The 14,347-nt window shown below is 67.3% G+C and carries 9 protein-coding genes; 8 read left to right on the top strand and 1 reads right to left on the bottom strand.

Going from position 1 to position 14,347, the window contains the following annotated elements; all coding sequences use genetic code 11:
* The first annotated feature begins 7 nt into the window (after positions 1 to 7).
* From ACXI0D_RS13850 to ACXI0D_RS13815, 8 genes are all read left to right on the top strand, one after another.
* Positions 8 to 3,241, top strand: a complete 3,234-nt coding sequence (locus ACXI0D_RS13850) for an efflux RND transporter permease subunit (RefSeq protein WP_479642700.1) — start codon at positions 8 to 10, stop codon at positions 3,239 to 3,241.
* Between the two features lie 31 nt (positions 3,242 to 3,272).
* Positions 3,273 to 6,395, top strand: coding sequence for an efflux RND transporter permease subunit (locus ACXI0D_RS13845; protein WP_110713956.1), 3,123 nt, complete (start codon positions 3,273 to 3,275; stop codon positions 6,393 to 6,395).
* 140 nt (positions 6,396 to 6,535) lie between these two features.
* Positions 6,536 to 8,713: a YccS family putative transporter gene (gene yccS, locus ACXI0D_RS13840; protein WP_075676010.1), complete on the top strand. Its 2,178-nt coding sequence runs from the start codon at positions 6,536 to 6,538 to the stop codon at positions 8,711 to 8,713.
* Positions 8,714 to 8,855: 142 nt separating this feature from the next.
* Positions 8,856 to 9,650: an SDR family NAD(P)-dependent oxidoreductase gene (locus ACXI0D_RS13835; protein ID WP_479642699.1), complete on the top strand. Its 795-nt coding sequence runs from the start codon at positions 8,856 to 8,858 to the stop codon at positions 9,648 to 9,650.
* 139 nt (positions 9,651 to 9,789) lie between these two features.
* On the top strand, positions 9,790 to 11,679 hold the full coding sequence (locus ACXI0D_RS13830) for an MFS transporter (RefSeq protein WP_479642698.1): 1,890 nt from the start codon (positions 9,790 to 9,792) through the stop codon (positions 11,677 to 11,679).
* Positions 11,680 to 11,860: 181 nt separating this feature from the next.
* The gene (locus ACXI0D_RS13825; protein WP_005419784.1) at positions 11,861 to 12,148 is read left to right on the top strand and encodes a CD225/dispanin family protein; all 288 of its coding nucleotides are present in this window, start codon (positions 11,861 to 11,863) and stop codon (positions 12,146 to 12,148) included.
* A 34-nt stretch (positions 12,149 to 12,182) separates the two neighbouring features.
* The gene (locus ACXI0D_RS13820; RefSeq protein ID WP_014648653.1) at positions 12,183 to 12,461 is read left to right on the top strand and encodes a CD225/dispanin family protein; all 279 of its coding nucleotides are present in this window, start codon (positions 12,183 to 12,185) and stop codon (positions 12,459 to 12,461) included.
* Positions 12,462 to 12,505: 44 nt separating this feature from the next.
* Positions 12,506 to 12,931, top strand: a complete 426-nt coding sequence (locus ACXI0D_RS13815; protein ID WP_014038725.1) for a DUF2752 domain-containing protein — start codon at positions 12,506 to 12,508, stop codon at positions 12,929 to 12,931.
* 485 nt (positions 12,932 to 13,416) lie between these two features.
* On the opposite strand, the gene ampE is transcribed toward ACXI0D_RS13815, so the two are convergent.
* A complete protein-coding gene (ampE, locus tag ACXI0D_RS13810) occupies positions 13,417 to 14,304 on the bottom strand; it encodes a regulatory signaling modulator protein AmpE (protein ID WP_479642697.1) in 888 nt (295 codons plus the stop codon).
* Between the last annotated feature and the right edge of the window lie 43 nt (positions 14,305 to 14,347).

Raw genomic sequence — 14,347 nt, 5'->3', positions numbered from 1 at the left:
TCAGTCCGTGGGCTTTTCGACGATCTTCATCCGCCGCCCGATCGCCACCTCGCTGTTGATGGCGGGCCTGTTGCTGCTGGGCATCCTCGGTTACCGCAAGCTGCCGGTGTCGGCACTGCCGGAAATCGATGCGCCCAGCCTGGTGGTCACCACCCAGTACCCCGGCGCCAACGCCACCACCATGGCCTCGCTGGTCACCACGCCGCTGGAGCGCCAGTTCGGGCAGATTTCCGGGCTGGAGCTGATGACCTCCGATTCGTCGGCCGGGTTGTCCACGATCATCCTGCAGTTCTCGATGGACCGCGACATCGACATCGCCGCGCAGGACGTGCAGGCGGCGATCCGCCAGGCCACCCTGCCCTCGTCGCTGCCCTACCAGCCGGTCTACAACCGGGTGAACCCGGCCGACGCGGCCATCGTCACCCTGAAACTGACCTCTGACACGCGCCCGCTGCGCGACGTCAACAATTACGCCGATTCCATCCTGGCCCAGCGCCTGTCGCAGGTGCAGGGCGTGGGTCTGGTCTCGATCGCCGGCAATGTGCGACCGGCCGTGCGCATCCAGGTCAACCCGGCGCAGCTGTCGAACATGGGCCTGACCCTTGAGCAGCTGCGCAGCGCGCTGACCCAGGCCAACGTCAATGCGCCGAAGGGTTCGTTGAACGGCAAGACGCAGTCCTACAGCATCGGCACCAACGACCAGCTGGCCAGCGCCGCCGAGTACCGCGACACCATCATCAGCTACAAGAACGGCCGCCCGGTGCGGCTGTCTGACGTGGCCGAGGTGATCGATGGCGTGGAGAATGACCAGCTGGCCGCCTGGGCCGACGGCAAGCCGGCGGTACTGCTGGAAGTGCGCCGCCAGCCCGGTGCCAACATCGTGCAGACCGTCGAGCGCATCCGCGCGATCCTGCCGCAGCTGCAGGGCGTGCTGCCGGCCGACGTGCACCTGGAGATCTTCAACGACCGCACCGAGACCATCCGCGCGTCGGTGCATGAAGTGCAGTTCACCCTGATCCTCACCATCGGCCTGGTGGTGGCGGTGATCTTCGTGTTCCTGCGCCGGTTGTGGGCCACGATCATTCCGTCAGTGGCGGTGCCGTTGTCGCTGGCCGGCACCTTCGCGGTGATGGCCTTCGCCGGCATGTCGCTGGACAACCTCTCGCTGATGGCGCTGGTGGTGGCCACCGGCTTCGTGGTCGACGATGCGATCGTGATGATCGAGAACATCGTGCGCTACATCGAGCAGGGCAAGAGTGGCAAGGAAGCGGCCGAGATCGGCGCGCGCCAGATCGGCTTCACTGTGCTGTCGCTGACGGTCTCGCTGGTGGCGGTGTTCCTGCCGCTGCTGCTGATGCCCGGCGTCACCGGCCGCCTGTTCCACGAGTTCGCGTGGGTGCTGAGCATCGCCGTGGTGCTGTCGATGCTGATCTCGCTGACGCTCACCCCGATGATGTGCGCCTACCTGCTCAAGCCCGACGCCCTGCCCGAGGGCGAGGACGCGCATGAGCGTGCGGCGGCGGCCGGCAAGCAGAACCTGTGGACGCGCACCGTCGGCCTGTACGAACACAGCCTGGACTGGGTGCTGGGCCACCAGCGCCTGACCCTGGCGGTGGCCGGCGGCGCACTGGTGCTGACCGTCCTGCTGTACGTGCTGATTCCCAAGGGCCTGCTGCCCGAGCAGGACACCGGCCTGATCACCGGCGTGGTCCAGGCCGACCAGAACATCGCCTTCCCGCAGATGGAACAGCGCACCAAGCAGGTGGCCGAGGCACTGCGGCACGATCCGGATGTGACCGGCGTATCGGCGTTCATCGGTGCCGGCAGCATGAACCCCACGCTCAACCAGGGCCAGCTGTCGATCGTGCTGAAGGAGCGCAGCCAGCGCGATGGCCTGGACGAGATCCTGCCGCGCCTGCAGAGGGCAGTGGCCGGCATTCCGGGCGTGGCGCTGTACCTGAAGCCGGTGCAGGACGTGACCCTGGATACCCGCGTGGCCGCTACCGAGTACCAGTACTCGCTGTCGGACGTGGATTCGGCGACGGTGGCCACCCAGGCCACGCGCCTGACCGAAGCGCTGCGCAAGCGCCCGGAACTGGCGGACGTCGACAACAACCTGTCCAACCAGGGCCGCGCCCTGGAGCTGAACATCGACCGCGACAAGGCCAGCGTGCTGGGCGTGCCGATGCAGACCATCGATGACACGCTCTACGATGCGTTCGGCCAGCGCCAGATCTCGACCATCTTCACCGAGCTCAACCAGTATCGCGTGGTGCTGGAAGTGGCGCCGGAGTTCCGCACCAGCACCGCGCTGATGGAACAGCTGGCCGTGACCTCCAACGGTGCCGGCGCACTGACCGGCACCAATGCCACCAGCTTCGGCCAGGTCACCTCGTCGAACTCGTCGACCGCCACCGGCATCGGCGCGCAGAACACCGGCATCACCGTCGGCGCCGGCAACATCATCCCGCTGTCGGCGCTGGCCGAAGGCAAGGTCAGCAGTGCGCCGCTGGTGGTCAGCCACCAGCAGCAGCTGCCGGCGGTGACGGTGTCGTTCAACGTGGCGCCGGGCTATTCGCTGTCCGAGGCCGTGCGTGCGATCCAGGAGACCAAGGACAGCCTGGACATGCCGACCCACCTGCATGCCGAGTTCATCGGCAAGGCCGCCGAATTCACCGGCAGCCAGACCGATGTGGTGTGGCTGCTGCTGGCCTCGCTGGTGGTGATCTACATCGTGCTGGGCGTGCTGTACGAGAGCTACATCCACCCGATCACGATCATCTCCACGCTGCCGCCGGCCGGTGTCGGCGCGCTGCTGGCGCTGATGCTGTGCGGCCTGAGCCTGTCGGTGGACGGCATCGTCGGCATCGTGCTGCTGATCGGCATCGTCAAGAAGAACGGCATCATGATGGTCGACTTCGCGATCGAGGCGCGCCGCGCCGGTGCCAACGCGCATGAAGCGATCCGCCGTGCCTGCCTGCTGCGCTTCCGCCCGATCATGATGACCACCGCCGCGGCCATGCTGGGCGCGCTGCCGCTGGCGCTGGGCACCGGCATCGGCTCGGAACTGCGTCGCCCGCTGGGCATCGCCATCGTCGGTGGCCTGCTGCTGTCGCAGCTGGTGACCCTGTACACCACGCCGGTGATCTACCTGTACATGGAGCGCTTCTCCGAGTGGCTTGCCCGCCGCCGCGAACAGCGTGCGCTGCGCAACGGTTCGCTGCAGGAGCCGCAGGCATGATCCACGCCCCGCTGCTGCGGGGGGCCGCACGATGAACCTGTCCGGCCCCTTCATCCGCCGCCCGATCGGCACCGCGCTGCTGGCCATCGGCCTGTTCATGGTCGGCCTGATCTGCTACCTGCGGCTGGGCGTGTCGGCATTGCCGAACATCGAGATCCCGGTGATCTTCGTGCATGCCAGCCAGTCCGGCGCCGACGCGGCGACCATGGCCTCCACGGTCACCGCGCCGCTGGAACGCCATCTCGGCCAGCTGCCGGGCATCGACCGCATGCGCTCGTCGAGCTCGGAAGGCAGCTCGCTGGTGTTCATGATCTTCCAGAGCGGCCACAACATCGATTCGGCGGCACTCGATGTACAGACCGCGATCAACTCGGCACAGGCCGACCTGCCCTCGGGCATGGGCTCGCCGATGTACCAGAAGGCGAACCCGAACGACGACCCGGTGATCGCCATCGCGTTGACCTCGCAGACGCAGTCGGCCGACGAGCTGTACAACGTCGCCGATTCGCTGCTGGCGCAGCGCATCCGCCAGATCAGCGGCGTTGCTTCGGTCGACATCGCTGGCGCTTCGACGCCGGCGGTGCGCGTGGACGTCAACCTGCGCCTGATGAACGCGCTGGGCCTGACCGCCGATGACCTGCGCAACGCCGTGCGCGCGGCCAACGTGACCTCGCCCACCGGCTTCCTCAGCGATGGCAACACCACCACTGCGATCATCGCCAACGACTCGGTGGCGCGTGCCGCCGACTTCGCCGACCTGGTGGTCAAGACCCAGGGCGACGGCCGGGTGATCCGCCTGAAGGACATCGCCAACGTCTACGACGGCCAGCAGGATGCCTACCAGGCCGCGTGGTTCGACCACAAACCGGCGGTGGTGATGTACGTGTTCACCCGGGCCGGCGCCAACATCGTGGAGACCGTGGACCGGGTCAAGGCACAGATCCCGACCCTGCGTGACTACCTGCAGCCGGGCACCACGATGACGCCGTACTTCGACCGTACGCCGACCATCCGTTCGTCGCTGCATGAAGTGCAGATCACCCTGCTGATCAGCCTGGCGATGGTGGTGCTGACCATGGCGCTGTTCCTGCGCCGGCTGGCACCGACGCTGATCGCCGCAGTTACCGTGCCGCTGTCGCTGGCCGGTGCCGCGCTGGTGATGTACGTGATGGGCTTCACCCTGAACAACCTGAGCCTGCTGGCGCTGGTGATCGCGATCGGCTTCGTGGTGGACGATGCGATCGTGGTGATCGAGAACATCATGCGCCACCTCGACGAAGGCATGCCGCGCATGCAGGCGGCGCTGACCGGTGCGCGCGAGATCGGCTTCACCATCGTCTCGATCACCGCCTCGCTGGTGGCGGTGTTCATCCCGCTGCTGTTCGCCAGCGGCATGATGGGCGCGTTCTTCCGCGAGTTCACCGTCACCCTGGTCGCGGCCATCGTGGTCTCGATGATCGTCTCGCTGACGCTGACCCCGGCGCTGTGCAGCCGCTTCCTCAGTGCGCACGACCACAGCGCGCCACCGTCGCGCTTCGGCCGCTGGCTGGATGCCGGCCACGAGCGCATGCTGCGCATCTACACCGTGTTCCTCGATTTCTCGCTGCGCCACGCGCTGCTGATGTCGCTCACCCCGTTGATCCTGATCGGCGTCACCGTGTTCCTGTTCGGGGCGGTGAAGAAGGGTGCGTTCCCGCCGCAGGACACCGGCCTGATCTGGGGCCGCGCCAACTCCAGCGCCACCGTCTCCTTCGAGGACATGGTCGCCCGCCAGCGCCGCATCACCGACATGCTGATGGCCGACCCGGCAGTGAAGACCGTGGGTGTCCGCCTGGGTAGCGGCCGCCAGGGCTCCAGCGCACAGTTCAACATCGAGCTGAAGTCACGCAGCGACGGCCGCCGCGAAACCACCGCACATGCGTTGGCGCGACTCAGTGCCAAGGCCGATCGCTACCCGGACCTGCAGCTGCGCCTGCGCGCGATCCAGGATCTGCCCAGCAACGATGGCGGCGGGTCCAGCCAGGGCGCGCAGTACCGCATTTCGCTGCAGGGCAATGACCTGGCCGCATTGCAGGAATGGCTGCCCAAGCTGCAGGCGGAACTGAAGAAGAACCCGAAGCTGCGCGACGTCGGTACCGACGTGGACAATGCCGGCCTGCGCCAGAACATCCAGATCGACCGCGCCAAGGCCGCGCGCCTGGGCATCACCGTGGGTGCCATCGACGGCGCGCTGTACGGTGCGTTCGGCCAGCGCCAGATCTCCACCATCTATTCGGACATCAACCAGTACAGCGTGGTGGTCAACGCCCTGCCCTCGCAGACCGCCACCCCGGCGGCGCTGGATGAGGTGTACGTGCGTGCGCGCAACGGCGACATGGTGCCGATCACCGCGGTGGCTACCCAGATGCCCGGCCTGGCCCCTTCGCAGATCACCCACGAAAACCAGTACACGACGATGGACCTCAGCTACAACCTGGCTCCCAACGTGAGCATGGGTGAGGCCAAGGCGATCATCGATGCCACCGTGGCCGGCATGCGCATGCCTGGCGACATCCGCCTGGCCGACGATGCGGGCTTCGGCTTCAATTCCGATCCCAGCGACATGCTGATCCTGGTGCTGGCCGCGATCCTGACCGTGTACCTGGTGCTGGGCATGCTCTACGAGAGCCTGATCCACCCGGTCACCATCCTGTCCACGCTGCCCGCGGCGGGCGTCGGTGCGCTGCTGGCATTGTTCGGCACCAACACCGAGCTGTCGGTGATCTCGATGATCGCGCTGGTACTGCTGATCGGCATCGTCAAGAAGAACGCGATCATGATGATCGACTTCGCACTGGTGGCGCAGCGCGAGCATGGGCTGGCACCGCGCGACGCCGCGCGCGAGGCCAGCATCGTGCGCTTCCGCCCGATCATGATGACCACGATGGTGGCCATCCTGGCGGCGGTGCCGCTGGCGATCGGCCTGGGTGAAGGGTCCGAGCTGCGCCGCCCTCTGGGTATCGCGATGATCGGCGGCCTGCTGTTCTCGCAGAGCCTGACCCTGCTCAGCACGCCGGCGCTGTACGTGATCTTCTCGTGCCTGGCCGAGCGCTGGCGCGCACGCCGCGCACGCAAGCGCGAAGCGAAGCTGCTCAAGCGCGCGCAGCGGGCCTAACTTCGGTAGAGCCGGCCGCTGGCCGGCTTCCTCCGTACAACGAATCTGCCGGCCAGCGGCCGGCACTACCGTGGTGGTCCGCCCTCCATATTTCACGCGCAGCCCGCAATAATGGTCGGAGGTCCCTCCACCGAGCCTGCATGCCCGCCCGACAATCCCGCCTCAGCCGCCTCTGGGCCCACGAGAAGGCCAGCTACGGCCTGCGCGTGTTCATCGCGCTGGCCACGGCCGTTGCCGTGTGCTGGCAGTTCGATGCGCTGACCGCCCTGCCCGGTGTTTTCCTGGGCATCATCGCCAGCGCCATCGCTGAGACCGACGACAACTGGTGGGGCCGGACCAAGGCCGTGGCGCTGTCGCTGCTGTGCTTCTGCATTGCTGCGGCCTCGGTGATCTGGCTGTTCCCGTGGCCGTGGATCTTCATCGGCGCGCTGGCGCTGTCCACCTTCGGCCTGACCCTGCTCGGTGCGCTCGGCGAGCGCTATGCGTCCATTGCCCAGGCCACGGTGACCCTGGCGATCTACACCATGATCGGCCTGGAACAGCACGGTGCCAGCGACCTGCACAGCGCGCTGGAAGCGGTCAGCCACCTGCTGGCCGGCGCAGTCTGGTACGGCCTGCTGTCGATCCTGTGGACCGCGCTGTTCGCCAACCGGCCGGTACGTGAGCGCGTGGCACGGCTCTACCAGGAACTGGGCCGCTACCTGCAGCTGAAGGCCGCGCTGTTCGAACCGGTGCGCGAAGCCGACCTGCAACGTCGCCAGCTCGACCTGGCCGAACAGAACCGCCGCGTGGTCGGTGCACTGAACGAAGCCAAGACCGCGATCCTGGCCCGCTTCGGCCGCTCCGGACGCCCCGGCGTGAACTCCGGCCTTTACCTGCGCCTGTACTACATGGCGCAGGATTTCCACGAGCGTGCCAGTTCCTCGCACTACCCGTATGGCGCACTGGTGGACGCGTTCTTCCACAGCGATGTGCTGTACCGCTGCCAGCGCCTGCTCGACCTGCAGGGCCAGGCCTGTGCCCGCCTGGGCGAAGCGATCCGCCTGCGCCGTCCGTTCGTGTACGGCGAAAGCAACCAGCAGGCCGGGCGCGACCTGGCCGATGCGCTGGCCTACCTGCGCGACCAGCAGCGGCCGCAATGGCAGCGCCTGCTGGGCTCGCTGGACCTGCTGGTGCACAACCTACGCAGCATCGAACGGCGCCTGCTGGATGCCGAACGCTCCGAAGCGAGCCTGGACAACGTCGATACCCGCCTGCGCGACAGCAACCCCCACACCCTGCGCGAGATGGGCGTGCGCATCCGCCAGCAGCTCACGCCCGGCTCGGTGCTGTTCCGGCATGGCCTGCGCATGGCGCTGGCGCTGATCGCCGGCTTTGCAGCGATCCGCCTGTTCAATGCGCAGAACGGTTCGTGGGTGCTGCTGACCATCGTGTTCGTGTGCCGGCCCAACTTCGGCGCCACCCGCCAGCGCCTTGCCCAGCGTATTGTCGGCACCTTGGCCGGCCTGGTACTGACCTGGGCACTACTGCAGCTGTTCCCGCAGCTGCACGTGCAGCTGCTGATCGCCCTGCTCTCTGCGCTGCTGTTCTTCTTCACCCGCACCGACCGCTACCTGGTCGCGTCGGCGGCGATCACGGTAATGGCACTGACCTGCTTCAACCTGATCGGCGATGGCTTCGTGCTGATCGTGCCGCGCATGGTCGATACGGTGCTGGGCTGCGCGATCGCAGCGGCGGCCGCGTTCCTGATCCTGCCTGACTGGCAGGGTCGGCAGCTGCATCTCGTCCTGGCACGCGTGCTGGACACTGCCGCTCGCTACCTGGATTCGGTGCTGGGCCAATACCGCAGCGGCATGCGCGACGACCTGGCCTACCGCATCGCCCGCCGCGACATGCACAACGCCGATGCTGCGCTATCCACCGCACTGTCGAACATGCTGCGTGAACCCGGCCATGTGCGCCGCAATCTGGATGCCGGGTTCCACTTCCTGGCGCTGTCCAACACGCTGCTCGGCCATCTGTCGGCGCTGGGCGCGCATCGCGACCAGGTGGACAGCTATGCTGGCGACCCACTGGCATTGGCGGCCGGGGAGCGCGTGCGCAAGGCACTGCAGCAGCTGGCCTCGGCCCTGACCGCGCGGCAACCGGTCGCGGAAGATGACAACGACGCCGACCGCGCGGTGGCGGCCGAGCTGGAGCAGATCGACGAGGCAATGCCGCCGAAACTGCAACTGATCCGTACGCAGATGGCGCTGGTGCTGCGCCTGCTGCCGAAGGTGCGGGCAGCGGCCAATGAAGCGGTAACCAGCCTGACCTGATCCCTCACCGCTGAATCAGGCACGCCATCCGCGCATGGCGTGGATCCGCTGCGCCGTGTGCAACGGCGCGTTGCATCCAGCGCTGCAGTTCGATCACGCGGCCACGCGGATACTGGGCAATCCCCCACTCCGGATCATCGCCATGAAAATCGAACTCAGCGGCCGCACCGCGCTGGTGACCGCCTCCACTGCCGGCATCGGCCTGGCCATCGCCCAGGGCCTGGCCGCCGCAGGTGCGCGCGTCATTCTCAATGGCCGCAGCACCGACAGCGTCGAGCGCGCCCGCCAGCACCTGCTCGCCACCGTGCCGGGAGCCGACGTGCTCGGCGTCGCCGCCGACCTCTCTGAGGGAGCCGGTGTCGAAACACTGTTGGCCGGCCTGCCCAAGGTCGACATCCTGGTCAACAACGCCGGCATCTTCGGCCCACAGGACTTCTTCGAAACCGATGACGCGACCTGGGAGCGCTACTGGCAGACCAACGTGATGTCCGGCGTGCGCCTGTCGCGTGCGCTGCTGCCGGCGATGGTCGATGCCGGCTGGGGCCGCGTGCTGTTCATTTCCTCCGAATCGGCACGCAACATCCCCGCCGACATGATCCATTACGGGGTCAGCAAGACCGCGCAGCTGTCGTTGTCGCGCGGCCTGGCCAAGCGCGTGGCCGGCAGTGGCGTCACCGTCAACGCGGTGCTGCCCGGCCCGACCCTGTCCGATGGTTTCGCGGCGATGTTCGAGGATGAACGCCAGCGCAGCGGCAAGCCGCTGGAGCAGATCGGCCGCGAGTTCGTGATGGCGCACCGGCCGTCCTCGGTGATCCAGCGCACTGCCACGGTCGAAGAAGTGGCCAACATGGTGGTGTACCTGGCCTCGCCACAGGCCTCGGCGACCTCGGGTGCTGCGCTGCGCGTGGATGGCGGCGTGGTCGACGATATCGTCTGACACCTTTCAAAGTGTGCGGACCAACGGTCCGCACCCACAGTCGTGGGGCTTCAGTAGATCCACGCCATGCGTGGATGCATGCCGCCATGGTCCCGGCAGATGGGCAGGAATGCTAGGCTGCGCCGGTCAAGGAGGTTCCATGTCCGGTCACAACCAGTTCGCCCTGCTGCGCCAGCGCCGCTTCCTGCCGTTCTTCGTGGTCCAGGCGCTCGGTGCGTTCAACGACAACGTGTACCGGCAGGCGATCATCAGCATGTTGCTGTTCATGGCCGTGCCGGAGGAAGAACTGGGGCTGTATGCCACGCTGGCGCCGGCCATCTTCATCCTGCCGTACTTCCTGTTCTCGGCACTGGCCGGGCAGATCGCCGACAAACTGGAAAAATCGCGGCTGATCGTGATCACCACCACCATGGAGATCGTGATCATGTCGCTGGCGGCCACCGGCTTCCTCACCCAGAGCCTGCCGGTGCTGCTGGTCGCACTGTTCTGTACCGGCATGCAGTCGACCCTGTTTGGGCCGGTGAAGTATTCGGTGCTGCCGTCGGTGCTCAGGCCCGAAGAGCTGACCGGCGGCAATGGCCTGGTCGAGATGGGCACTTCGATGTCGATCCTCTCCGGCATGATCGTCGGCGGCCTGGTGTTCACCGTGGCCGGCAGCCACGGCACAGTGGTGGCTGCGTGCGCGATCATCGCCCTGGCGATCTGCGGCAACATCGCCGCCCGCCTGATTCCCAAGGTCGATGCCGGCGACCCGAACCTGAAGATCAACTGGAATCCGTTGCCGGAATCGCTGGCGGTGCTGCGCATGGCGCGCCAGCAGAAGGCCGTGCGCAACTCGATCCTGGGCGTGTCCTGGTTCTGGTTCGTCGGCACCGTGCTGACCTCGCAGCTGCCGGCCTACGCGGTGACCAACCTGGGTGGCCAGCCGACCCTGTACATCTTTGCGCTGGCCCTGTTCTCGGTCGGCACCGGCGTCGGCTCGCTGTTGTGCGAGAAGCTGTCGGCCCGCACGGTGGAAATCGGCCTGGTACCGCTGGGTGCGTTCGGCATGACTGCGTTCCTGCTCGACCTGTACTTTGCCCGCAGCGGCGAAGCGACGGTGCACGGGCTGACCATCGGGCCGTTCCTGCAGCAGCCCGGCAGCATCCGCATCGTCATCGACCTGATCGGCATCGGCCTGTTCACCGGCATCTTCGTGGTGCCGCTGTTCGCGCTGATCCAGAGCCGCACGCCGAAGGCGCAGATGTCGCGCGTGTTCGCCGCACTGAACATCCAGAACTCGGGTTTCATCGTCGCTGCGGCGCTGCTGTCGCTGGCCGCCCACAAGCTGCTGCACTGGACCATTCCGCAGCAGTTCCTGGCGCTGGCCATCGCCAACGCACTGGTGGCGATCTACATCTTCACCATCGTCCCAGAATTCCTGATGCGCTTCCTCAGCTGGCTGATGGTGCGCACCCTGTACCGGCTGCGCCCGCACGGCATCGAGGCCAACGTGCCGGACGAAGGCGCCGCACTGCTGGTCTGCAACCACGTCAGCTACATGGACGCACTGATCCTGTCGGCGACCATCCCGCGCCCGGTGCGCTTCGTCATGTACTACAAGATCTTCAACATCCCGGTGATGCGCTGGATCTTCCGGACCGCCAAGGCGATCCCGATTGCCGGGGCGCGCGAAGACCCGGCGCTGATGCAGCGTGCGTTCGATGAGATCGACGCCGCGCTGGCCGAAGGCGAACTGGTCTGCATCTTCCCCGAGGGCGCCCTGACCCGCGACGGGCAGATGGCGCCGTTCAAGTCCGGCGTCGAGAAGATCCTCGAGCGACGGCCGGTGCCGGTGGTGCCGATGGCGCTGCGCGGCATGTGGTCGAGCATGTGGAGCCGCCGCGACAGCCGCCTCGGCCGCATGCGCGTGCCGCGCCGTTTCCGCGCCACCGTCGAGGTGGTGGCAGCGCCGGCCGTCGATGGCCACACCACCAGCGCCCCGGTGCTGGCGGCCCAGGTGCGGGCCCTGCGTGGTGATCACGCCTGAAGGAACCGGCCCGTCCAGCGGGCCGGGTGACCTCTCCACATACGCCAGCGTCCAGTGGCGAACACGGCATGCCGTGGCTGTAAACGCATACATGCAACGCGGGTTGAGGTAGATTACGCACCCACAGGGGGGAGGTTCGGCCGTTTCAACATGGCCGGCCACCAAGGAATGGAGTCTCGCTTTGAATCAACCGCCACCGCTCAGCCGTCCGGTCTACATCCCCAACCATCTGGTCTGGGCGATCCTGACGACGCTGTTCTGCTGCCTGCCGTTGGGCGTGGTGTCGATCGTCTATGCCTCCCAGGTCGATGGCCGCCGCGCGGCCGGCGACCTGCCGGGGGCCTACAGCGCGTCGCGCAAGGCGGGCTGGTGGGCGGTGGCTTCGGCCGTGGCCCTGCCGGTCCTGTTGCTGTTGTGGTTCGGGCTGTTCGGCGGCTTGGCCGTACTGGGCGCTCTTTCCGACCAATGATTCACCACCACCACCCATCAAGGAGCTTGAACCCATGAACACCGCCACTCCGCAGGTCCCGAACAATCTGGTCTGGGCCATCCTGAGCACCCTGTTCTGCTGCCTGCCGGCCGGCATCGTGTCGATCGTCTACGCCGCCCAGGTCAACGGCAAGCTGGCCGCTGGCGACATCGCCGGTGCCCAGGACTCCGCCGCCAAGGCCAAGAAGTGGGCCATCTGGTCGGCCATCGCCGCCGTCGTGGTCGGCGTGCTGTACGGCATCCTGATCGTCGCTGTCGGCGGCATGGGTGCAATGAACAACAGCGGCTACTGATCCGCGTGGACGGATCCGGCGCCCGCGCCGGATCCGTTGCTGCAATGTCCGCACTTCCCGCCCGCTCCCGATTCGCCCGCTGGGCACCGCTGCTGGCCGCCACCGGCCTGGCCGCCGGTGCCGCGGTGGTGCTGCGCAACGTCAATCCGTATGTCGCCGGCAATCCCTTGCCGAGCTGCCCGCTGTACGCGCTGACCGGCCTGTACTGCCCGGGCTGTGGCAGCACCCGCTGCCTGTATTCGCTGGTCCATTTCGACCTGCCCGGCGCGATGGCGATGAACCCGCTGCTGGTCATCAGCCTGCCCTTCCTGCTGCTGATGCTGCTGAACGTCGCCGGCATCCGTCCGCGCGTGCTCGACCCGCTGATGCGGGTATTGGCCAATCCCACGTTCTGGCTCTGGGTGCTGCCCGGGTATGCGCTGCTGCGCAACCTGCCGTGGGCACCGTTCACCGCGCTGGCACCGATCTAGGTTTCCAGCCAACGGCGCAGCCCCTCGTGGTGGGCGGCGTTTGAAAGCAGAAGCCCTGGGGTTGGCCGGGCGGGATGGGTTTGCGGGGGACGCCGTGAATCCGTCCGTGGAGGCTTGGCCGCGGCATCCATGCCGCGGACACCCCCGCAAACCCATCCCGCCCGGCCACGGACAGTTTCCGTGTGCGTCCACCACGGAAAAGAAAGAGAAGATCAAAAGCGGAAGCGGATCGCTTCGCTGCGCTTGCTCGGAGCCGAGCATGGCTCGGCTCTACAGAACATCCGTCACCGGAAATCTGTCGCGGGTGGGGCGGTGTGGGGCTGCAGGACCGTTGGCGCCAAGGATGGCGCCATCGAGCCCCCAGGGACGGGTTTACGGCGTGTCCTGCAGCCCCACACCGCCCCGCCCAACCATCACCAATCCAGAGCTGCTGTTGCCGTTGCTGTTGCTTCTGCAGGTGCAGGGCTGCAAGCCCTGCAAAACAACTACGTCACCCAGCCTGCAATCACCAGCAGGGCCAGGATCGCCAGCCACAGCAGCAGCATCCGCCACACCAGGCTCATCGCATCACGCAGGTCCGGCAGCCGCTGCCACACCGGCAGCAACCCCGCCTCGGTGTAATCGTGCGCATCCTCGCGCAGCTCGGCGTTGACGCTGGCCCGCGCCACCGCGCCCAGGAATCCGATGTTGCCCGCCAGGCGTTCGCCATGGGCCTGGCGCCAGGCCTTCCACGCCGTATCGAAGTTGCCCACCAGCGCCATCGAAAACGCCATCAGCTGCGCCACCGGCCACTCGATCCAGCCCAGCAGGCGCTGCGCCAGCGCCAGCGGCTCCACCGGCACGCGGGCGCGCATCGGGCTTTCTGCCATCAACGCCAGCAGCCGGTAACCCAGCGCACCGGCCGGGCCCAGCAGCAGGAACCAGAACAGCACCGCGAACCAGCGCCGCAGCGCATTGAGCACGGTCGCCTCGACCAGCGACGGCACGTCCTCGCGCAGGCTGCCACCGGCGGCCTGCAGGTTGCGCACGGCGGCCTGCCGCGTCGCAGCGTCGTCCGCGTCGATGATCGCTTCGATATCACGATCCAGGTCGCGCGGCCCCCAGCACCAGGCCAGTACCGCCACGCCCAGCAGCAGCGACGGCAGCCCGAACAGCACCCCGCGCAGCAGCCACGCCAGCAGCGCCATCAGCAGCAACGGTGGCAGCAGCGCCAGCGCCACACCTGCCGCGCCCTGCCAGGCCTTGCCGCCATGCGCGTCCAGCCAGCCCAGCCAGCGCCGGAAGCCGTCGAAACGGCGCAGCGAGGCGGCAGCGGCCGGGGCAACGTGGCCCAGGGCCAGTGCCACCAGCACGGCGGCCAGAGTGGTGAACATGGCAGGTCTCCCTACGAAACAGAACGCTCGGCGCCGCTACCTT

The organism is Stenotrophomonas sp. C9D9 (genome assembly GCF_056491205.1).
Note: the sequence above shows the minus strand (reverse complement) of the source record. Positions and strands in the feature narration are given on the sequence as shown.

Bases quoted from the DNA above. Each gene is read 5' to 3' on its own strand.
- ACXI0D_RS13845 (WP_110713956.1), top strand. From the start codon at position 3,273: ATGAACCTGTCCGGCCCCTTCATCCGCCGCCCGATCGGCACCGCGCTG.
- yccS (WP_075676010.1), top strand. From the start codon at position 6,536: ATGCCCGCCCGACAATCCCGCCTCAGCCGCCTCTGGGCCCACGAGAAG.
- ACXI0D_RS13835 (WP_479642699.1), top strand. From the start codon at position 8,856: ATGAAAATCGAACTCAGCGGCCGCACCGCGCTGGTGACCGCCTCCACT.
- ACXI0D_RS13830 (WP_479642698.1), top strand. From the start codon at position 9,790: ATGTCCGGTCACAACCAGTTCGCCCTGCTGCGCCAGCGCCGCTTCCTG.
- ACXI0D_RS13820 (WP_014648653.1), top strand. From the start codon at position 12,183: ATGAACACCGCCACTCCGCAGGTCCCGAACAATCTGGTCTGGGCCATC.
- ACXI0D_RS13815 (WP_014038725.1), top strand. From the start codon at position 12,506: ATGTCCGCACTTCCCGCCCGCTCCCGATTCGCCCGCTGGGCACCGCTG.
- ampE (WP_479642697.1), bottom strand. From the start codon at position 14,304: ATGTTCACCACTCTGGCCGCCGTGCTGGTGGCACTGGCCCTGGGCCAC.